1 protein-coding gene (running past one end of the window) is annotated in these 24,612 nt (G+C 63.2%); it reads right to left on the minus strand.

What is annotated here, in order from left to right; all coding sequences use genetic code 11:
- Positions 1 to 24,438 carry the beginning of a C2 family cysteine protease gene (locus tag ACFWF1_RS16505; RefSeq protein WP_379282829.1) on the minus strand. 30,225 nt of this gene lie to the left of the window's left edge, so the window shows 24,438 of its 54,663 coding nt (coding positions 1-24,438); its start codon is at positions 24,436 to 24,438; its stop codon lies off the left edge, out of view.
- Positions 24,439 to 24,612 lie beyond the last annotated feature (174 nt).

Consider the following 24,612-nt stretch of genomic DNA (forward strand, 5'->3'; position numbering starts at 1 on the left):
GTGGGTGACGCCTTCGATGGTCTTCCGCGCCGCGGGGTTGTAGCCCCACGGGTTCCGCAAGTGCAGCATGATCCGACCGTCGTCGCCGGTTCGCGCGGCCACATTCGAATATGCATGGCCGCTGACCCATCCTGGAAATTCGTTAACATTATCCATATCGTTGCCGAACGTGCTGGTGCCGAGAACGATCGTATCCCCGTAGGTACGGAGTTCCCGTATAAAGTCGGCGATATATCTTCCGGCGACCTTGCTGGTAAACAGTTGACCGGGGTCATAGGCGGCGGCCAAATAGGCCAGCGTGGCAGCTATTTCTGCTGACCACCGGGTCTGCTCGTCAAGATCCAGGTGATCCTTGAGAAACTTCTCGAATGTCTTGGATTCGGGGACATTCTTGTTGGGAGTCCATTCTCTCTCCCATTTCGATGCCAACGCTTTCTTGATACGCCGCGCGAACCCAGGCTCCGCCTCCTTGCCCATCTGCTCGGAGACCAGTTCGTGCAGGGTATCGACATCGAACCGCATCGGATGCAGGAACGTTCTCAGTGTAATGCTGCGTATCGGCTGATGGATGGATCCGAATTTGCTCTCCTCGTAAGGTGGCAGCAAATTGTTCATTGTAAATAGTATCGGGTAGGCCCGGAGCTCTTCGTAGTCGCTGCCGTGAGCGATCGCATATGCCTTCTCGGTAAGTGCCGGCCACAACGGGCGACCGTCGTTGTAGGCCGCATAGATCGGCCGCCCGTCGGCATCGGCCCACATATACCTGTCGACCGGCACCCAGAGCAGATCGTCGTCGTCGAATATTCGTACAATAAACTTGCCGCCCACATATTCTTGAATCATGTCCACGACTGCCCAGGCCTTATTGTCGGCCATATCCTGCAACGGCCCGATAAGGTGGCAATCGCCGAGTTCCCCCTGGGCCGCATCCCGTGCCACCGGCTGCGGTATCCCCTCGGGAGAACGGTTGAACAACGGACCGGTCGCTTGCACTCTCCTCCGCCCCAGCTGGCGCAGCGCGTCCCACGACACCTGCGTATCCCCATCTATCACAGCGTTGTCCTGCGGATCGATACCCAGGGAGGTCGATTCGCCGGGCAGCAGCTGCTGTTGGGTGTCGTCGCTTATCCACCGCAAACCCAGTAAATCCTTGTCGGACACCGTCCAGTGATATATGCCGTCGCGGCCGGGCGCGGTCATCTCGGTCAGGAGATCACGATGCACTGTGTGCGTCGGGGCCGCCGAATTGCCACCGACGCGCACCAAGAGGAATCGCTGATCTCCCGGGGCGTCGATCGCCTGCAGCCGGTCGCCGGCCCGCACGTTCAGCAGTCCGCCGCCGTTATCCACGATGCTCAACCGGTCCGAGGGCGCGTCGACCGTCGACTGCGGCATGGGTGCCATCGGCACCGAAGCCGGATCCAGCGGTACGCCGAACGGCCGAAGCGACACGATCGCGCCGGGTTGGAGGCGGAATCGAATGAGCTGCGAATAGGCTTTCTGCGCCAACGCGGCCCACATCGGCTGGCCGTCGGTATGAGCCACGTGCATCGGCAATCCCGACCGGTCGTGCCGCAGGCTCCGGTCGACCCCCTCCCAGTGCGGCTTGCCATTGAAGAAGAACCGCACCCCGACGGTGCCGTCGGGATATTCGTCAAACATGTCCACCAGCGCCTGCGGATCTCGCTCGGTGAACTCGGCCAAGTGGTCCACCAGCTCTTTATAGTTCTGCCGGGTTCCAAGCTTGGCATCGGACCGCTGCGGCGTCGGGCGCGAATTCACCTGTGCGAAAAGCGGTCCCACATGCATTGTCATCGCCGCGGGCAGGTCCATACCCAGCGCACGCGCCGCGACCGGCGGGACCGTGACGAGTGAGCCCTTCCACTGGAAACGCAGGCGGTCGTCCCACTTGGCAAGTAGGCGGTCGTCGTTGCGCGGCGAAGTCATCGTCGGCACCAGATCGGCGACTCCCAGCGCTGCTGCCTCCCCACTGGGAGTCTCGAACATCAACCGGGTGAGCGGCCGACCGTCCTGGTCCGGCATGAGCATGCCGACTCGCTCACCGTTCGTTTCCGGACCCCAGTTGAAAAGGCCGAACATGGTGGCGGACAACGGGAGTCGCATCCCGTTCGGATCCGAACCAAGCCGAACCGAATATCGGGCCGCCGAACCGCTGGTGCCCGGTATCTGGCGCCGCACCACCCAATCCGCAGGCCCGATCACCAATGCGCGGCCGGAGGCGTCTATCAGCACGGCGTTCTGGGTGTCTCGGATCGTGCTGACCTGAGTGACCGCCAAATTATCGGGCGCCGCCGAGGGGAATCGCCGCTGCCTCGTATGCGGCTTGTCCTTTCCTTGCCATTTCGCCAACCACCAGTCGTCGCGGAACAACTCCTGCTCCAGCTCGGTGAGTTCGAAATACTGGGGATCTACCGTTGTGCTGCGGTCGTTTCGGGCGCCGGCGCGGCCCGGGACGGTGGCGGTGTGGCGGGCGCCGGTGGGTGTTTCCTCGTATCGGTAGGTGCGGTTGCCGGGATTGTTCTGGAGGTAGTGGACCGGGGCGCCGGGACTGCGGTTGGTCATGACGTTGTGCCGGGTGGTGCCGGGTCCGGTGATGACGTAGTTGGTTCTGGTGTAACCGGCGGCGGCATAGGCGATGAAGGGCAGACCGGGGTGCGTGGCGGACAAGAACTGGTCGGTGGCGGTGCCGTTGTTGAGCGCCTCGACGAACTGATAGACGGCCGACATGCGTTCGACGGCGACGTAGTTGTCGAAGTCGATGCGGCGGACATGTTCGGCACGGGCCGCAGCGCTGTCGCGGGGGCCGGGGTCGTTGTCGAATCGGTGCCGCGCCGCGTTTTCGCGGGCTACCGCCGCATCGATGTCGGCTGTGGTCATGTGACGGAGATAGTCGTCGACGTGCGTAACGAGGTGCCCGGCGATCTCGCCGAGTAGCCGGGTGGAGGTGGTGCCGCGGGCCGCGGCGAGCGCGGAAATCAGCGGGTGGTATTTGCCGCTCGGTTGGTCGCCGCTCCAGTATTCGGGGTCGGGTGCGTGGATCGTGACCTGGGGAGGTGCGCGGCTGCCGAGCGCAGCGAGGAAGCTGGACGTAGGGAAGATGCGTGACGTCACGCCAGGCTTACGGAGTTCGACATCACCGTTGGCGAGGAGGGTGGCGATCACGTTGTCGGCGAGTTCGATTCGGGTGTCGGTGGGCAGAGATTTGTTTTCGAGCAGTTTGATCAGGCCTGTGCTGGTGACGGGACCGGATGGGCGGGGCGCAGGCCGATGCACGGCCATGCCGGTGATGGTGCGGTCCGGGTGGCGAGTGTGGTTGTGCAGGAACGCGAGAAGCTTGGCGCCGTCGAGGATGTCGGAGTACCCGCTGTTGAGGTAGCTGCGAACGAATCTGTTGTCGGGTGTGACGGTGATCCAGATCGTGTCATCCGGATCATGCAGATAGATGACGGTGCCGGGTGGATACGTAGCGAATTCGCCACCAAATGTCTTGGCCATATGTATCTCCCACCTGAGTTCGGTGAGCAATACCTCGGGATCGTCGAAGACCCGCGCGTCATCGCCTGTCGGAGTGTTGTCACGGAGGGGAGTGGTGGCGTCGGGCATGTCGATGTCAGGCGGATCCGCAGTCGGCGAAGCCAGCCCCAGAGTCCCTCCACCAGGCAGCAGCCGACCCTCTCCCCATGGTCTGGCCGATGTCGACGTCGGAGCAACCGACCTGCCCCCCGACGACTTCGGCGCGAAAAGGACCGCAGCAACACTCTCGGAATCTGCTGCGTCCGGCTCGAATTTGTAACGAGACGTCACCCACTCACCATCGGCCCCCACTACCTCGTCATCGATCCACACAACATCCTGATCATTCGTCATCAACAACACATGCCCACCCACACCGAGACCGTTGACACGGAACGTCCGCACCAACAACGCCGTCGAACCCGACCCCATCCGTCGAAGCTCCGCATCAATGACCCCACGATTCGGGAACCAATAGAACTCACCCGGAACCACCGCCCGGAAAGGCGCCTCCGGCATTCCACCAAGACCCACCACACGAGGCAGCACACCAACCTGCCCCGGACCGATACGCACCTCCAACCTCACCGCGGCCCGCTGGGCACACTCATTCCGGGGAATCACCAAACCGCGACCATCGAACACATCCGAACCGTCAACCCCCGCCGCCGCTATCTCCGCCGCCCACGCAGTGGCCACGCGCTGCAACCCGCCTTCCGACACCGCCCCCAACTCCCACTTGTCGGAAACGTCCTGCAGCCACGCCGGGACCCCTGTTCTATCTATTGCGAGCGGTTCGCGAATCTTTGCCGCACTATCGTCGCGGCCGAACCGGAGGAGCGCCTCGAACTCGTCACCGAGAAGCAGCATTTCTTTCCCTGACTCCGGATCGACCCGCTTGTGCACGTAATCCAGATCACCGGGCTTCGCAAACCGTGGCAGCACCCCAAGCGCGCGACCCTTCCGCACCGCATTCAGTGGAATGCGATTGCTCGCACCCCGCAGCCCGAACCGGTCGAACATCTTCATGAAGCGACCTCTGACCAAAGCCCGGGTGCTGAGGTGGGGGTTTTCGGCTCGGACCTCCCGGAATATGTCTGGGTAACTCTTGTCCGCCATATTATTTTTGCGCCGCATCGCCGCAGAAAGCACGGCTATCTCATCTGCCGTGAACGATACCGGCTCACCCGACACCTCATCCCGCCCGAAATACACAAAATCCACATCACCAGGCAACGGATCCGGCCGCAACAACCCCAATGCTCGACCCATTCGAACCGCACCCACTTCATTACGACGCGCACCTGTCAACTTCAACGTGTCGTACAGATTCCGCAGGCGCCGTACGGCATCGGCCTCCAGCGCACCCCGGAGCTCCTTCAGCGTCTTGCCCCGCACAATTAGTTCCAGCAAATCCAGCTGCTTACCCGCCAGTTGAACTTCAGGCAAATCCCGCCGTTGAACAGCGGTAACCTCCACCGCCCCGACGCCATGCAAACGCGTCGTCACGTCAGCCACCGACATCACCCCGGCACTGCCCTCCATCACATCGAACCGACCATCACTCCGCAGCATCACTGACACCCGCGACTCTCCACCCTCCGGCCCCTGCTCCCGCCACAACACCTGCGTCCCGGCACCGAAACCGACATCGCCCAACATGAACAAGAACCGGGCCGCCTCCCACACTCGGCCGACACCGGCGACCACCGCCGGCTGCACGATCCACGCCACACCCCCAGCACCCAACTCCGGCAAATCGCCACCCAAACGACTACCCTCTGCCAACGAGAACGTATACGGTCGACCATTGCTATCGATAAATTTGAATCTCGTTCCCGCCGGGAACTCAACCGTGGCAAACTTCTCCCGGAACACTTCCCAATCGAATACATCAACACGATCGGTCTCACTCACGCCCGAAAGATCATTGGATACATGAGGGGCGGCAGGCGAAACAGCAGCCGGTGCCGCCGACCCGTCAGCCTCCACCCCCGTATCCGCCGCCCACTCACGCCCTACCCGGCGCAATTCTTCCGTCCTGAGACTCAATTTCTTCGAAAGCGCGGTCAGGCGAGGCCGAACATACTCCGGACTTATTCCGAACGCCGTAGCTATCGTGGCACTACTCTCTTTACGCCCCCACCGGATGAGTAGATTCAATTCATCATCCATAACCGATATTTCAGTATTTGAGATCGAATCTAATCGCACATACACGTAATCCAGATCGCCGGGCTTCGCAACCCGCTCCAGCAGTCCTAGATAGCGACCCCTCTGCACCGCCTTCAGTACAGTACGATCGTCATCCTTCAGCAGTAGAGTGTCGAAAATTCTCTCAAAATGACGGTCGATCTTCTGGGAGCCGTCGAGGCGAGAATTGTTGGCCGCACTGAACTCCTTGCCTATATCGCTGAAGCTCTTGGCCTCCTTGTTCTTTTTGCGCCGCATCGCGGCGGAAAGCACTGCCATCTCATCGGCCGTAAATGATATCGGCTCACCGGACACCGGATCTCGCCCGAAATACATAAAATCCACATCACCTGGCAACGGATTCGGCCGTAACAACCCCAATGCTCGACCCATTCGCACCGCACCCACTTCATTACGACGCGCACCCGTCAACCCCAACGTGTCGTACAGATCCTCCATTCGCCCATGTGCTTTGATCTTCAGCTTGCTACGGATCGCCGCGAGGGCCATGCCCTGCGCTAGCAGTTCGAGGATTTCCCGCTGCTTATCCTTCGGTCGAACCTCGGTCAACCCCCGCGCCTCAACCTCCACCGCTCCCACATCCAGCAGCCGCTTCTTCAACTCGGCTGCCGGCAACACCAACGACTCGATACCCCCCTCGTCGACATCGAATTGGCCATCGGCCCGCAACCTCGCCGACACCACCCACTCCCCACCCTCCGACACCGCACGCCACGACACCCATGTCCCGGCACCTAAACCACCATCTCCCAACGCAAACGCGAACCTGCCCGCTTCCCACACCCGAGTAACTCCAGTGGTCACCGCAGGCTGCACGATCCGCACAACACTCTCGGCGCCCAACCCCGGCACACCCGCACCCGAACGATCCTCCGACTCGCCCAGCACTCGACCGCGACCATCGGTAAACCCGAACCTCGTTCCCGCCGGAAACTCGACCGTGGCGAATTTCTCCCGGAACAGTCCCCAACCGAACACATCGACACGATCCGTCTCCCCCACCTCCGAAAGGCTGGTCCGCACCGCTGGCAGCCCGCCGGGGACGCCGGAGGTGTCGAGGTCGGTGCTGGTCCGCGGTTCGGCGGGACGCGGGGTCAACCCGATAGGTCCGCGATTGCGCACCAAACGACCCGACAACCTTTGCTCCGGCCGCGGAGCGACCGCAGCACCTGCCGGCGAGAAAAGAGCAGCGGGAACGTCTTGCAAATCCGGCAGTAGTTCTCGCTGGTACTCGTAACGCTGTCTGACCCACTCGCCATCGGGCCCGACAAACTCTTCATCGATATACACAACGCCATCGTCATTCGTCAACAAATAGGTGTGCGCACCTACCGCGAGTTCGTCCACCACCAACGCCGCCGAACCCGGCCCGAGACGAAGGAGATCGTCTTTGATGTTCTCGTGATTTCGGAACCGCCCGAACAATGCGGGAACCGCCTTTTTGAAATTGCTCTCCAACACCCCACTGAGGCGAATTACTCGATCGCTCAAAACGCCGATGTTCAAACCAGGATAACGCTCCTGCAGCCTCCGCAGAGTACGCGGCCCACATTCATTCCGGCCGGGCACCCGAACGATGAGCGCGGTGACCGTGTCTCTGTCGAGCTCACCCCGCCTGGCCTGCCTGTTTGCTTCGGCGAGCGCTCTCATTTCCCGGCCGTCCGCGGGTTCGTTGTTAGCGCCGAAGCGTGCTATCTGCCTTGTCTTCCCTGATTCTATCGAGTTCGAAGTAGTATCAGGTTGGATGCTCTTGACACTGTCGCGGTTCTCCTGGATAGCCTCGAGTTTGATGACCTTGATGCTCGCGCGGATATCCTGAGGCATGAGGATGCCAGAGGCAAGGCGCTGGAGTATCTCGTTCGGCGGCTCCAGCGGCAGTTTAGGCGCTTTCAAGGCAAGACTGTCGATGGTGCTTTGATCGAGCAAGTCCATGTCGAGGGCGATCCCGATGAGCGCCGCGATATTCTCGCTCCGGTTTGATGTGGAAGTAATGCCGAATGTTTTGTACAGGTCGCTCAGTACTCTCCGCACTGCGTCTGGTGTATTGGCAGTTGTTTTTCTCAGCGATCGTCTGTGACGGGCGATGTCCGCAGGCTCCGTGTAGCCCGCAGCAACGTAATGGAGTATCTCGAACGGTCGATCGTCGTCCTCGTCCAGCTTGATCGAGGAAGGCTGGAACGGTAATGGGTCCGGGATTGTGGCGATGATGTTATGGTCGAGTTTACCTGTCTGCTCGGCTTTTTCGGCGATCTCAGTGCGCTGGGAGAAAGGGATGGGGCTGTAGGGGAGGCCGAGGTCGTAGGCTACTGTGAGCAGTATTGTTTCGAGTGCCTGGTAGGTGATGCCGAGGCGTTCGACAATTTGTGTGTTGTTGTATTTTTTGATGATGTAGTGAAGGACCTTCTTCTGTTCGTCTGTCAGCGTGCCCGGCGGCGAAGTGGTAATAACCTCGGCGATGTCGGATCCGCGTGCGGCCGCAGGGGTGGCGGGACTGTGGTGTTGGCTGCTGTCGTGCGTCGCTACCGGGGATGGTTGTGCGGGCAGCGGTGTCGCGGCTGTGGTGGGTGTATTCGGGGTGGGGTCGATGCGGGTGCTCGGTCCGGGCTGTGCCTGGTGGCTGGTATCGGGGTGTGTGCTGCTGCCGTCGGTGAGTGGCTGCCGGAGTCTGAACGGTAGGAGCGGGGCGCCGTTTTCGTCGAGGAGCAAACCTTTCTCGATCATCCTGTCGGCTTGCATCATCGCTCGTCTGGTTCTCGCTCCCCGGGCCCGACCAGTAGTAATGTCCCTGATGCCGAATCTTTTTTTGATCAGATTTTCTCTGCTTGTCTTTACGTTGGACAGCGTGGTGGGTATTCCTCGGCTGACGAGGTAGCTGAGAAGATCGTCGTCACTGGTGCCGCCCGCGTGAAGGAACTCGAGTATCATCTGAGATTTAGCCGTCAGCCAGACGGGCGCTTTGGGTAGCTCGGGCAGCGGGTGTTCGGTGAGGTCGAGTTCAACGCTTTCTTGATACGCCGCGCGTGCGGCATCTATGGCTTTCTTGTCGAGTAGCTGCCATCGGATAATTTCGGCCAGTACCGAATCAGGTGCAACGCCGAGTACACGGTAAGCGCTGTCGCGGTTGACATAGAATTCCATTGCCTGTTTTATGTCTGATCGTCCGATTCCAGGAAATCCGTTGTTTCTGAGCTCGGCGGCGATTTCGGGGTATGCATCCCAGCCGCCCGCAGCCTGGTGTTCGAAGATCGCTGTTTGCAGTCGGGTGAGTGAGGGGCCGGGGATTCTTGTGCTGTAGGGGGTGCCGGTGGAAAAGGTGCCGTGTCGGTAGGTGTGGTTGTGGGGGTGTTGTTGGAGGTAGTGGATTTGCTGGCCGGGGACGGGTTTGGTGGTGAGAGTGGCGCCGTGGTGGAAGTGGATGTTTGTTTTGGTGTGGTCGGTGGCGGGGTGGAATACGAAGGGCAGGCCTGGGTGGCTGGTGGAGCGGTTGTCGGTGGTGCGGCCTTCGCGGATTGCGGTGGTCTCGCTGGCGAGCGCTGCGTAGCGTGGCGCGAGGTCGGTGTCGGCTGCGGCCTCGATGCGATCGTTGGTGATGAGGCCGACATAGTCATCGCGGTTTTGCTCGAGGTGGTCGGCGATACGGTCGCGTAGTTGCTGTTGTTGGTCGGTGTCGTTGATGGCGAGTAGGTGAGCGAGGGCGGTGATGGGTGAGTCGTGCTCGGTGCTCCAGTGGGCGGGTGCGGGCGCGTGAATGGTGACTTCGGCGTCAGGGGCGAGGCTTATGAGGCGGTCGAGGCGGTCGAGGAATTGGGGTACGTGGAGCGTTTGTACTGCTGTGGTGTGAAGTTCGATTGTTCCGTTGGCTCGGATGGTGGCGATCGACTTGTCGGGGAGGCGGATTCGAGTATTGGCGGGCAGAGCGTTGCGGTGGATTCGGTGGCGGAGGTCTGCGACGGTGGTGTGGGAGGTGTGGTGGTTCTCGCCGAGTACATGCCACCGGAGGGCTTCGTCCAGGGCTGACTGACGGTCGGAAACTCCGAATTTGTTGTATACGCCGCCCTTTTTAGCGGTCAGCGAATCCTTGATCTTATTCGATGTCATGTCACCGAATTCGGTGACATGTTCGAAGCGAGCAAGGATCTCTTTTACCGTTTCCCAGCCTGCCATCAGGCGTTCGAGGATCGCTTTTTGCAGGGGAGTGATTCGGGGGCCGACGATTATTGTGGCATAGGGCATGTCGTTGGAATGGATGGCGTGTTGGTAGGTGTTGTTGTGGGGGTGTTTTTGGAGGTAGCGGATTGTTTGGCCGGGGGCGGGGCTTGGGGCGAGGATTTGTCGGGTGGTGCCGCGGTGATTGAATTCGATGTTGGCTGTGGTGGTGTCGGTGGCGGGGTGGAGTGCGAAGGGCATACTGGGGTGGGTGGTGGAGCGGTTGTAGGTGGTGCGACCGTCGCGGATTGCGGCGATTTCGGTCTCGATTGCTGCAAGGCGTAGTGCGGCGAGGTGGTCGCGGTATTCGGCGGCGCGGGTGTTTTCTTCTTGGATTCCGGTTTCGGTGTGGAGGGTAGGGCTGATGAGGAAATGGAGCTGGGCTTGGTTTTCTTGGGTCAATGCGGCGTCGATCTCGTCATTGGTGATGAGATGAGCGTAGTTCTTGCGGTTTTGCGCGAGGTGTTGGGCGATGCGGTCGCGTAAATGCTGTTGCTCGACGGTGTCGTTTATGCCGAGTGCGTGGGCGAGTGCGGTGACGGGTGAGGGGTGTTCGGTGCTCCAGTCAGTGGGAGTGGTTGCGAGGATGGAGATTTCGGGGGTGGGGAGTTTTTTGAGGTGGTCGAGGAATTGGGGGACGGTGAGGCTTTTTGGTCCGGTGAGGCTGCCGAGTCGGACTATGCCGGTGACGGTGATGGTGGCGATGGTGTTGCTGGGTAGTTCGAATCGGGTACCGGTGGACAGGATGGGGTGGCGTGGTTTGTTGGTGAATTTTTCGATGGTTGTGTCGGTGAGTTTCGAGACAGTCGTGTGGTAGATGGGTCCGGAGGTGTCGGGGGTTTCGGGTGCGGGGTAGCGGATGACGGCGGTGCGGGTGCGAGTGTTGACGTAGGAGGTGACGAGGGCCAGGGCGGTGTTGCCGTAGACGACAGGCCCCGCGCTGGGGGTGATCGGGTTGATGGCGCGGTGGTCGTGGCCTTGGGGGAGTAGGCCTTTGTCGGCGGTGACGGTCAGCTGCACCGTTTCGTGCTCGCTGTTGAGATAGATCTCGGTGCCGACGGGGTAGCCGTCGGTGCGACCGGGGTCCAGGGTGCGTGCGAGAGTCGAGTCCGCGAGCAGCCTCTTGAGGTCGGTGAACACCTGGATGCGGCGGGTGCCTGGCACCGGTGGAGCCGCGGGCCACGCCCCTCCCGCCTGTGATGAAGAAGCCTGCGCACGATCGGCGTCGTATGAATACGACTGTGGCGGATCCACATCCATAAGAGGGCCGAGGTCGAGGGCGGGTTGTTGTTCGGCGCCGCCGCGGAGTGGGTTGGTCGATTGGATGGTGTGTTGTTTGGTGGTGTGGGTGGTGAGCGGCTGGCCGTTGGGGTGGATGGCGACGTGGTAGTGGCCGCCGCCGATGTTGTCGCGGAATAGTGGGTGGGTGGGGGTGCCAGGAGCACCGTGGAGGTGGTGGGTGGTGCCGTCGGGGTGGTGGATGTCGAGGTTGAGTTCGAGGGTATGTGCGAGGGCGGGGAGGAGGAATTCTGCTGCGGGGTCGGTGTATTGGGCGTTGAGGAGGAGGTTTTCGAGTTGGCCGGTGAGGGTGGCGTCGCGGAGTTGGTTGTAGGTGTTGTGACGGTCGGTGGGTGAGTGTTCGGGCATGAAGTGTGTGGGTGGGTATGCGGGCATGAAGGTGTTGAGGGTGTTGGCTCGGTTGCGGTAGGCGGTTTCTACTGCGCGGGCGCGGAGGTCGAGGTGTGCGTCGGGGTCGTTCATGTCGAGGATGCGGGCGATGGCGTGGAACATGCAGTTGCCGTCGCCTGGTTGTGATTGCCAGAGTCCGCCGCCGGGCGCGGGGATGTTGTTGATGTGCGAGCGGACTGAGGGGGTGGCGTCGCGGGCGATGCGGTTGCCGTATCCGTCACCGGTGACTTCGAGATCGGGGCTCGGCACCCCCGTGGGACCGGTTCGGTCGAAGTATCGGCGGGCCACTCCGATTTCGGACAGAGCTCGGCGGGCCTCGCCGAATGCGGACAGCGCGTTGCGGAGTCGCTGGACGCTCGCGTGGTGCGGTGCGCCGTCTTCGCGCGAGCGCCCGCCGGGTTGCGGCGGGTTGTGATAGTCGGCCCAGACGATCGCCGCGGCGGTTTGATCAGGGTCGCCGGGGGTGGCCGCGGCGTACTGCTCCATGCCGCGGGCCAGATCGTTGTTCATCGAGGTGATCGAGAAATCGAGTCCGGGTATGTGCCAGGACACCGCCGCGGCGGTATCGATATCGCCGAAGCTGAACACTGCCGCACCGTGTCCGTCGAACGCGTCGGGATCGGCTTTCAGCAGATGAACCGGCGGGACGTGGATGCCCTGCTCGCGGGCGACAATGTCCGCTTCGTGCTCTGCCTCGTACAGGCCGACCATGAGGTCGTGCAGGTCGAACAGGCGCCGCTGTTCGAGCGCCGACCGTTTCGTCCGGGCATTCAGTTTTTCCCATTCGGTTCGGAGATAACTCCGGTTGAGCGTGTTCCTGACCTCGGCCGGGATGCCGTCGGACGTACGCAGGCCGGGGAAATCGGTGACCAAGCCATGCTGATAGTCCAGTGCCAGCGCCGGGAAGTCCAGCGCGTTCCACCACTTCCGGCCGTGTGCGTTCCACCACTTCGCCGCCTGCTGGGTCTGTTGGCCAGCGCTGAGCGCGGTGTCGGTCTTGCCGAGCCCGGCCGGGATTTCCGGCGGCACGATCCGGTCATTCTCCAACTCCGACTCCGGCTGCGGCTGCGCCCACAGGCCAAGGTCCAATGACAGGTCCAGCGAAGGACGGACCTCTCCGGCCAGGAGCTCCTGGGACCATGCGGAGATGTCCTTCTTGCGTCGCAGCAGAATCCGACGTTCGCGGTCGATCCAGCGTTGGACTTCCTCGGAATGTGGGCCGCGGCTCGCGCGGTTCTCCAGCGCCGCGAGCTCGGTGTCCAGTAGCAGCTTTTGACGTTCGACCTCGGCCTTCTGCCGGTCTTTTTCGCCGATCCGCTCTCGCGCAGGACCGTTGAGATCGCGCGTTTTGTCGTCATACCCCCTTCTCTCGAAGTCGCGGTCGAGGACGAGACCACGGCGTAGCTGCCAATCGAGGAAGTAGTCGTTCATCTCCGGCCGTGGTTTGTAATGCCCGCTGTCGTCGCTCATCACGGCGAGTGTTCCGTCCTCGACGAGGATATAGCCAGCGGCGGTGACCGTTCCTCCGGCGAGGAATGACGAATGGAAGAGCCGCAGATGTGTAGAGCCCGCGTACCAGTTGCCGAATTCGTCGGCCACGAACTTCGCACCATTCGGTGCGTGGAACGGACGGCCGTCGCGTGCATTATACAGTCGGCCATCAGGGCCGACAAATATCCGGTACTGTTCGCGTTCTTCCAGGGTCATGTAATGGGTTGGTACGTCGAACTTTAAGGGTGTTATTTTCTCCTTTCTGCGATCGACGACCTTCTTTCGCGTGCGCCGAAGGCCGAACTTCTTGGTTATCGGCAAGGCTACATTCCGCGATCGGATCGGCCGCAGCTCGCCGATGTAGGGTGCTTTCAGCGCCGCACCCTGCAGCAACCGGATCTGCCAAGATGCCAGTACCTGATCGAGCGGGGCCGGAATTTCAGCCATCGGTATCGCATCGGGATACGAACCAGCAGCGGGCTCGACCGGAGGCCAATGGTAGAACATCGAGCCATCCGGAGTGACTCCGAGTTCGTATATCTCGTCGACGGTCCACCGCAGGTAGATGATCGGCCACCACCTCGGCACCTCGGTGGGTGAACGAGACGGCGGCCCGATCGCATATTCCACGACGAGATTTGCGCTGTACTTATCGTTCGCCAGAGTCAGCAATTCCGGGACTGTCAGATCATCGTTGGGGGCTGCACGGCGGCCGTAATCGAGATCGGGATTCCGCAGATCCAGCACAGCTTGGCGTAGCCTTTCGGCCGCCTGCTGCGCGAATCGGTCGTCGTAAGCATTCCGTCGGGACGTCTCCGTTGCCTGCAACTCCAGGACGGCCGAACCCGGCTGCGTGGTCAGCCATTCATCGAATTGCCGCCGTCGGGCAGCTTCGTTGGCCCGGTCGGTCTGCATCTGCGGGGAGAAGAGCTCGGTCCGGTACCTCTGGCTGTTCCGGTCGAGCTGGGCGGCAAGCATGGTGCGCACCGCCGCCGCATCAGCGAGGTTGAAAACCTTTGCCAGCGCGGTGAACAGGGGCTCGCGCCGGGCGGGGATCGGTTCCCACTCCGACGGCCGGTGCGGCCGACGCGGCCGGGCAGTCGACGAATTTGGGCCTGCTCGGGGCTGTTGCGTTGTCACCGCATCCTCGGACACGGCGACGGAATCGACGTGCGACTCTGGCCGAGGCGTGAGCGGCTCCTCGCCCCAATCCTCTATGCGCATATCCGAAGAACTGCTTTGCCTGGATAGCGACTCGATCGTGTCCTCATCGAGTTCGATTCGGGAATCGTGCACGCTCGGCGCGCGGGTGACCTGCGGCAGGTTGGTGCTGTCGGCGTTCTCCCGTGAGTAGAGGAAGTGTGTGCCGGGGCCGCCCATTCCCATTGCGGAGAATTTCGACATATGGCCGACAGCTACCGTAATGACGCCGCGCCGGCGCGGGTCTCGGCGGTATTCGATGCCGGCTACCGGGATGGGATAGGACTCGTTGTGATCGGGGTTTTCGAGCAGGAGCTGGATCGGTTTCCGCTCGCTGTCGCGGAGGACGTCGAGGACTCGGTACAGGCGGTTCTCGATCAATCCCGATTGCGAGCCACGATCGAACGGATGCGTGCTGAGAAGCACCATGGTGCCGCGATCCACCGCCCATTTGATTCGATCGGCGATGGCTTCGGCGGCGAATCGGTAGTGGTCGGGGACCAGTCGTTGGTCGAACGGACCGCTGTTCATGCCGTGGACATAGGCCGTCAGGGCGTCTTTCGCGGCGTCCCACCGTCCAGGGAACTTTTCGTCGAGATATTTCCGGAAGCCGGTCGGCGATTCCAGGTCCTCGGTTTGCATGAACATGCCGAACGCCTCATTACGGACCTCGGGTCCGGCGCCGAGGAGGGCATTCCATGCGGCAGTACGCCGAGACCAGGTCTCCCGGAGGAACTGGTCGAAGTCGGCGGTGAGGGCGCGGCGGAATTCGGGGGCACCACCGACGAGTTGCTCGAGAGAGTCAGGGGCGAGGCGCAGCGGGTGCCAGAAGCTGTGATCGTGGACGAATCGGAAGGGCGCGCCGCTGTCCGGGCGGTAGCCGAGCCCGAGATAAACCAACGCGCTCAACCCGGCCCCAGGTCCTACGGTGATTCCGTAATAGCCGTCACGCCCGCCGACGCGTTGGGCGAGGGCCTTCACAATCATGGCGGCCCACAGACGTTGCCCGGGCGTGTGGCCGGCGAACTGCGCGTCGATGGTGCCGGGGATGACGGGAACGGTCATGCGGACGAGCACCCATGTCATGGTGTTGTTGATGAGGAGCCGGACATAGGCGGTGCCGTCGTCGTTCCTGTGCAGCATATTGTCGAGATGCTGCGGATCGTGGTAGGCGATCGCCTCGAGCAGTGTGATGAGGGCGCGGTTTCCGGCGTTCCCCAGTCTCGCGTCCTGAGGTTGTGGTCCGTTCGGACCGATCAGCTGCTCGGAACGGCGGTCGCTCATGTCCAGTTCGGGCAGGATGCCGAGCGGCACGTTGACGGTGTAACTCTCGTCGAGGCCGTGGAATTTGACCGTCCGCGTTTGCGCTCCCGGCAGGGTCTTGACGATGAGCACGGCCTGGTAGGGCACGTGCAGAGCGTGCTCTTCGTTGCGGCTGTTGTGGCTGTGGATGCGGATCTCGCTCGCCACGTCCCAGCTCAGCGAACCACTGGTCACGCCGGTCGGGAACTCGAAATCGGGCACCATGATCGTGGGCAGGGTGATGCGCGCGCCGTCGTCCGGATTGTCCAGCACGTAGCGAGAACCACCGTCCTCGGTGACGAGTGTCGCGTGCGCGCTGCCGACGGTCGGCAGCGCATAAACTCTTCCGGCCAGATCCACGATGGTGAGTGCGCCGCCGGGACGGTCGATATCGGCAATTCGAATCGGGACCGACGGGAACTGGTCCTCGTACTGCTCGAGCGTGAGGTTTCGCAGATACGACAGGTGTTCGCTGAGCGTGGGTGGCCGGAGGCCGGTCTGGTCGAATTCGGTTCGCTCCGGCGCTGTGGGGCCGTCCAGTGCGTATTCATCGGACTGGAGATAGTCCAGCAGGTGCGCACCGAAGGAGGTGTCGTCGCCTTCGGGTGCGAGGGCGATGAGTTTCTGCTGCGCGGATGTGCGTGACAGCGGGACACCGGAAGGCGGTGGGATAATTTTGCCGCCGGTCAGGACGAAGAAGCTGGCGTGCACCGTCTTGATCTCGCGGCGCTGGAACCGTGGCGGATAGGGACCGATCTCCTTGAATGCCTCGTCGACCATGGTGACGACCCCGTCGGGCCTCGTGACCACATAGAACGAATGAGCACCGATACCGTTCTTGTCGACCGGCCCCTCGTACTCCTCGACCACATGGATCACCGAGGGACCCTGAGCGCGTCGATGCTCCTCGACCCGAGCATGGCTACCGTACTCATACAACGGTGCACCGAAATAGAACTCGGCCTCGGCGAAGGTACGCCCACCCAGACCCGCCTGCTCCGTGGGAACAGTCATATTCGGACTACCCGTGAGCCGCTTGACACCGGCCACCGACAAATCCAGACAGATACTACGCTGGCCCGAAACCAACGGCCGCACAACAATACTCGCAGGATGTTTGCCGATACCAGGGCCCTGGCCCGGCTGAAGGTGCGGGGCACTACCGTCCGCTACTGCCGGCGCGGATCCCCTTCGGCCGGGATCGTAGGCCGGTGCCAGGTTCAGGTGCACGAGCTCGGGGTCGATGCCGCGGGCGCGGTACTGATGTCGGACTTCGGCGGCGAAGTCGTCGAACGTCCCGTAACGGTGCAGGTCGAGTGCCGTGAACAGCGCTCTGGCCCGAGTCATACCGAAGGTGCCGTTGTGGGTTTCGGCGCCGAGGCCGACACCGGAGAGCACCTGCTCAGACCCGGTCGGCACGCCCCAGTGGAACAGGTCGGGGTAGTTGTCCTGATACTCCCGCAACCATGCGATCACCCGGTCGGCCGCGGCCTGGCCTCTGACCGAGACGACGATGCCGTCCACCCGCAGTTCCCGCGGGCCGAATGCTTTCACCACATAGACCCCCGGGAAATGACGGGGGTCATCGAGGACATAGCGGACGAGGTGCCCGGTCACGGTGGAGCGCGCGGCACCGGTCGCGTTCACATAGATCTTGAATTTGGTGTCTCGGCTGGGTGCCTCGCCAGGGGTGTTGTTTCGGGCGAAATGCACAACCGGGATGTCTTCAGGCGCCCAGTTGCCTGCGTTGCGCGGCGTGAGCACGCCCGCGTCTTCCATGTCGCCCTGCTGGGCCCGTCCGGGTGGGCGCTGGGTCAGGATCTGGACCATGTCGTCTTTGAAGGCGCCCGCATCCGCGGGCCGGTCTCCTGCCCCGAGGGTCAAATACGCCTCGTAGATCATGTTCTCGTCCGGGACGAACTCGCGGTCGTCCCAGAGGATCCGCAGGAAGTTGTCCAGATTCTCCCGTGACACCGTGGGAGGCTGCATCCCATTGTTCAGGTAAGTCTGTGCCCGCAATTCCTGCAGATCGTCGAACGACAGGTCGGGCCACCTTGTGCTCAGCGCGGTGTAGAGCTGGTTCAGCTGCAAGGGCTGGTCGAAGATGTCGCCGAATTGCGCGGCAGCGCGCGCCACCGCCGAACCGGGCTGATGCGACGTGGCCGGTATCGCCGGCTGTCCGTTCGAGAGTGGCGATGGTGCCGGCCCCGTGACATCCGTCTGCTCGGGGCCGAGGCCGATACGTGGCCCGTCGTCGAATATTTCGGTCAGGTCCTGGACGCCGTCGCGGCCTGTACCGAAGTTCTGCTGCGCCAGGGCATTCGGGTGTGCGGCCGAATAGGTGTCGGCGGCGTCGAAGAAATTGTCCAGATTAGCGAAGAGATCAGTCTTACCAATCTGCGGCTCGAACACCGATTGCCCGGACACCCCGGATCGACCGAACGTACCGGATCCGTTGCGCGACAAAGAATCTGCTGAACCGTCGAAGGTCGACGTATTCGGCGGCGAACGTCGAGCGGTTATCGCAGAGTTGCCATCATTCCGCGTGTTGGTGAGCTCCTGCGCCGGAGGTGGTGTCACCTGGGCCGGCGGCACCTTCCGAGCGTCACCGGGAGCGTCGTCGTGAGTGTCGCTATGCGCATCGGTGTCGGTGGTGATGTCGGTGTGAGTGCTGGTGTCGCTGTGCGTATCGCTGTCGTCGTTGGTGCTGCTGTCGTAGTGAGTGCTGTTGTCGCCGTAGGTATTCGCGCCATCGTCAGTATCGGTGTCGCGGTGCATACCGGCATCGCCCGGAGTGTCGACGGAACCATCGTGACGATCCGGCTCCGGTGTAACGGCCTGCTGCTCCGGCAGCTGCACCGCGGGCGGCGGCGCGGTGAAGTCCATCCCCGGCGGGGCCAGGGGAGTCGCGGGCTGCTGGCCCGGGGCAGGAACAAGCACCGGAGGAGCGTTGGCTCGGTAGTTCCGGGGGCGGGCGGATGCGGCGAGGTGCTCGTCGACGGCGCGTTGCAGGGTTGGTTTTGTCTGGTCGTGCAGGACTTGCTCGGTGTGCTGTACGGCTTTGTTGGCGTCGTTGAGTGCGCTGCGGGTCTCGGTAGTCGGGTTCGCCTCGTGGTCGACGGCGGCCTGCCGGTGTGTCTTGGCGGCGTTCTGGTATTGGATGACCTGCCGGATGACTCCGTCGTGCGCTATCGGGCCCTTGTAGTCCTTTGGTGAATACCAGTGCTCGACGGTGCCGGGGGTCCCACCGGTTTCCCGGTCGGGTCCGTTGCCACCGCGGCCCACTCGACCGTCACCCTGCGCGACCGCGGCCTCCCCGTATCTGGAGCCGCCGATGAACTTGGCCGAATTACCGGTGCCCGCCTCGATCAGGCGTTTAACCGTCCCGAAGTCTGTGCCACGCATTCGGCTCTTGTTCACGAGAACGAGTACCGCGTCCTTCCGCGTGTTGTCGCCGAATTTCTCGGTGATGTGCTGGCCCGCCGTTTCGGCCTTGGCGGCGCTGTCGAATCCGTCGTCGAACCGTGCATCGAGGATGTCGTAGTTCCATTTGATCCCCTCGGCGACGGTGAATTCGTCACCGGCCATGGCGCGCACCTTTTGCTCGAACAGCTCGTCGATCCAGTCGGCGATACCCTTCTCCGAGTCGGTCTTGTCCCGCCACCCCGACAACCGCACCTGCTCGCCGTCCACGATGACCGGCCGGCCGTGCTTGTCGACCCGGATATCGTCACCACGCAGATCCCGGTTGTCGAAGCCACCGACCAGCTGATTGACCCCGGTCTTTTTCACATCGACCACCTGCCCGTCCTGCACCACCAGTTCGAGCTTCGCGTCCGCCACGACCCGGCTGGCCAAGTCCTGCAACATCTTTTCGGTGCTGTCGAACTCCCGATCCTTCAAAAACTTGACCTGAGACTTGTAGTACGGATCGATCTCGCGCACCGGACCGTTGATAACACCCTGCTCGAAGAGCTTCTGCTCCGCGATCTTCGCCGTCCCGGAATGGCCCTGGGTGTCCTGCAGCAGCCGGGTACCGAGCAATTGCGCATCCGACATGTGCAGCGCTTCCTTGGGCAGCTCCGCCATTACATCCACCCCGGCCTGCAGCTCCAGGTACGGATGCACCCCCTGGTAACGGGTCTCGGTCCCCTTGCTCCGGTCGGCCATCACCTTGTCGGTAGTCGACGACGCCATCGTCTTGACCTTGTGCGGGTCTACGATGTACTCGTTGTTGCGTTCGGGCCCCCATTTGGCCACCGCCTTGTGGGAGTACTCGGCCAGCAGCGGATCGTCCCCGGTAACCCGCGGTCCCGGCACCCGATTGAGCCGCTCGATCACCTCGGCGGACGCGTGGGCCGGCCAGAAGCCCCGGGTGCCCTCGGGCTTGCCGAAATGCGCGGCCGTCAACCGATCCTCCGGCAACGCCGCGGCCGCCTCGACCCGCTCGTGGACCTGCCGGCGAATCGCGACCTGGTCGGCGGCCATCTTCTCGGGATTACCGGGCGTCAGGACCGATTCCTCGTTGCCCAAGGTGTCTATTTCATCGGCGATGTGCTTGCCCGGGGGGAACGGCTCGAACCGATCATCCAAACCGTGCCGGGCAGCGGCGTCGTTGAAAATCTCCGTCATCTCGTCCAGGTCGGGCCGCTCCAGATTGAAACGGTCACGCAACGCGTCGATCTCTTCCTTCGACATGCCCTTTTCTTCGAGGCGGCCCAGCATCCGTGACTCCTCGTGCAGGACCCGGTTCTTCATGTCGTACATCGTGGCGACAATGATGTGTCCCGCGCCCTGTCCCGGCTTGGGCAGATCCCCCTCGGTGACCATCCGGTCCACCTGCACATCCAGGCCACCGATGCGTGAGGCCGCGTCACCGAACTTGCCGAACTCGCGGATTAGATCCCCGACCTGATTGTCGCCGCTGGTCGTCACATACACCCGCCCGCCCTCGCGGGCGGCGACCCACGCTTTGGCCAGCGTCACCAGCGTTTTGCCCTCACCGGTCCGCAAGTTGGAAACGTGGGACATGATCCCGTACAGCTGGGTATCCCGCAGGTCGCGGCCGTCCTTCGCCTCGACGTCGTATCCCGTCGCCCGGCGCACATACTCACGGATACCCACGAACTTCTCCACGGGCGAACCCTTATTGACCATGTTCTTGACTTCGTCGTCGGAGGCCCGCGCCACCACCTCATCCGACCGCTGCCACACCTCCTGGTCGTAGATGTTGGCGAGTTCGAGGAACTTCTCTTGTGCTTGCTTTTCCTTACCCGACGCAGCCGCGAACGCCGTCTCACGGTCGACCAGTCCGGCCTCGAATGCCGCCACATCCGTTGCCCCCGCAGTCCGCGACATCTCCCAGCGCTTCCCCAGAATCTCCAGTCCACCGCTCTTGAACTCCGCGAACGCCTGCACAAACGCCGCGGTCTGCTCGTCCAGCCGAGACTTCAGCTCATCCACGCCCGTACGAGCCTTCGCCTCGGCTTCCCGATCAGCCAACGCGTGCTTCAGTTCCGCTACCCGCCGGTGCACGTTCGATTGGAAGTCTTTGTCCGCAGCCGAAAGATGCTTCTCCAGTTCGGTGGTCAGCTCCCTGGTCCGCTCCTGGACCCGCGCAAGCTCCTGCCGCCCGGCCCGCACGTCCGGCCGCAGCCATCCCAATACATCGGAAGCGACACCCCTTCCGCCCCAATCCTTTTGCAACTGATCACGTTCGGTCTGTACTTTCGCCAACGCCTGCGAGCGATCACCGGCAGCTGCCTGAAAGAACTTCTCGCGCGCGGCTGCCATCGACTCCAACTTGGGCGAGTGATCACCGGCCGCAACCCGCACCAGCGCCTCGTGCGCGACCATCTCCGACCGCAACTGCTCGGTACGGGCGTTGATCTCCTGCTTCAGCCCCTCGAGGCGCTGCAGCCGCGGCTCGTCATCGGCGGCCTCGGCGTCATAGTCTCGCCTGTTTCTCTCCAGCGCGGCCCGTTCCTGGTCCACCCGTTCCTCCGCGGCCCTGATCCGCTCGTCCAGACCACCGCGCACCTCGTCGAGCGCGTTGTTGTAGGCATGCCTGGTTGCCTCCAGCTCGCCGCGAGTCTGCCCGACGCGGCCCCACTTCTCGGTGAACTGTGTCTCGGTATCGGCGAGCACGCGGGCGTTCCCGTGGTCGATTGCGGCGATTCCGGCCTTCGACTCGGCCTGCAGCTGCTCGCGCCGCTCCTGCACCGCATGCTGTACCGCCGCCTCGTGCTCGGCCTTCGCGGCATCGTGCGCCGTGCGCGCCGCCTCGTAACGCGATTCGGCGTGCACGGCGGCGTCCGGCGCCCGATCCTTTTCTGCCCGAACGGATTCGAGTGCTCGACTACTGTTGTCGAGTTCTTTCACCGCGGCGTTCAGCCGTTCCCTGGCACCGATGACATTCTGGTCGCCGGCCGCGACCTCGGTTCGCAACTGATCTCGTAGCTTCAGCTCATGCGGGCTCATCGGCTCTTTGGCTGCCGGTCGCACGGGTGGGGGCGGCTCGGTGCGCCCCTGGCCTTGCGCATCGTGGTCGCGCTGGAGGCCGCTGTGGTGCTGCTCCGGAACCGCCTGACCATCGTTGTTCTCGGGCAGGTGCACTTTCGGCCGACGAATCGTCTGATCATCCGGCCCGTTCTGGCTCAGACTGTTTTTGCGTTCCGGCACAACGTTTTCCGGATGCGTGCGGGCATCGTCGTCGGAGTTGCGGTTGGTGCGGATCTGCCCGGCTTCCGAACCTGAACCGCTGTGCCCGGCCGGGCCTTCCGGCCGCGCTCCAACTGCGGGCCCGACAGCGCGCTCCGGTGACACCGCCCGCGACGCGGCCGGTGACTGGTCTTCCCTGGCGACGACCGGTCGCGCCCCGGCCGGGCCGGACTCGTTGTGCGCCGCGGTGATCCGCGACTGCGATCCGCCGTCGGATGCCGAGGTGAGCGGCGCCCCCGACCGGCCCCGTGCCGGCTCGGCCTCCGGTGTGGTTGACCGAGTAGGGAATTCGGAGCTGGTCCGGCTGCTGCTCCCCGACACCCCGTCCGTGGACCGGCCGCGGCTCTGCGAGTCCGCCCCGCTGTCGGTGGACGAGGCCCTCGATGACGGCCGCGGCTCCGCCTGACTGGGCGGCGGCTCGTGCCTGGCCGAGGCGGGTGTCTCGGACCCGTCGCGAAGGTGACTGGTCGAGCCGCGCGACTCGAACTCGCCCGAAATTCGGGCGTGCGATTCGGGCGGGGTGACTTCGCCCGGGTGCCGGGATACCGACGAATGCGTCTCGGGCCCAATCGAACCCCCATTCCTCGACACACCACCATTACGAGTGAAGTCCTTCGAACCCGATGCCTCGAGCGACCGGGACGTCGAACCTGCCGCCGGTTCCGGCTTGGCACCGAACCCGCGGGTGACCGGTGGCGGCGCACTGGACGACCGATGCACGCCATTGCCGTTCGACGCCGCCGACTTGCCGTTCGGTGTCGTCGACGCCGAAACCTTCGACGTCGATCCGTCGATGCCGGTCCCGCCGACCGAACCCGCGCGCGGCCGCAGCACGCTGGCTGCCGAGATACCGCCGGTGCGCACGGAAGCCGGTCGCGTCGAGGCGGTGTTCTTCTCCTGCACCGAGGGCGCGCTGGAACGCGAATTCTTCTCCGTGACTTCGGTTCCCGTCCCCGCAGACCGATTGTTGCCGTTGTCGGTGCCGTCCGTATGCGACGCCGACCGGGTCTGTTTCTCCGTGACCGCGTTATCGGCCGAATGGCCGCCCGCGCCACCGCGACCGTTCCCGCCGTCCTTCTCCAGCACCGCATGGTTGGAACTGCCGTCGGAGATCTTCAGATCGATCTTGCCGACGTCCGCCCCGATACCCTTGGCGTGCATGGCCTCGCCCCTGGTATGCCCGAGCGCGCCGTGTATGCCACCGAGCATGCCGCCGCCCGCCGCGCCGGCGAGCATGGCCGGATCGAACTCCCACTCCCCGGTGAGGACACCACCGGCAACGAAACCCGCGCCGGCACCGGCCAGGCCACCGGGGACACCGGCGCCGATCGCGATGCCCGCGGACTTCCACCAGGTCATGCTTTCTTTGCCGATCCAGTTGCCGAGGCCCCTGCCGATGATCGCGCCGACGGGTGCCGCTACCGCGCCGGACGCCGCGCCGACGGCTCCCGCGATCCAAATCCGCTTCAGGTCATATCCGTCGATATGCCCCTTCTTGTTTTGGATATACTCGATCAGGGTCTCGGTAAAGAGGCCGAGGCCGCCCTGTGTTCCGGCGCTGATCCCGGCCAGCTTCCACATCGGCTGCCGTGCGATCCACTTGCCGTGTGACGCGATCCGGGTGAGCAGCGCGCGGCCGATCCCCGACATGATGCCCGCGGTTTCGGCCTCCAGGGCCGGCACCATCAACGTGCCGAACAGCGTGGTCAGTGCGTACGCGATCTCGGCGGCCAGGATCGCCAGCGTGATGATGACCTGCAGCTTGGTGTGTTCGATCTCGGCGCCCATCTCGTGCGCCGATTTACTCATGCCCCTGAGCGACTGGACGAGCTTCGGGATCGACTGGTCGCCGGTGAAGAACATGGCGAACTGCTTTTTCATCTTTTCGTCGCCGTCGCCGGAATAGCTGGCGGTCGCCGTGTCACACGCTTTGTGCAGCTGGTCGAGCACCGCTTCCAGGCCGTCCGCCGCCGTTTTGTAGTCTTCGGCGAGCGCGAACATCTTGTCCTCGTCGCCTTCCGGCCACGCGGCGCCCGAGAGGTAACTGAGCCATCGCAGCTCCTCGGGCATATTGATGCTCATCGATCAGCCCCCGAGGTGCCGCACCGCGACCGGCCCGCACCGACGGCCCGGCGGAATACGCAGCGCCGCAGCATGATCAGCGGACTGGGACACGTCGAACACCTTCCCGCGCTTCGGCCGGGCATCCCCTGGCCGCCGCGTGTTCGACTCAGCGAGGTACGACAACCGACGCCG

The organism is Nocardia sp. NPDC060255, assembly GCF_042727395.1.
Classification (GTDB): domain Bacteria; phylum Actinomycetota; class Actinomycetes; order Mycobacteriales; family Mycobacteriaceae; genus Nocardia.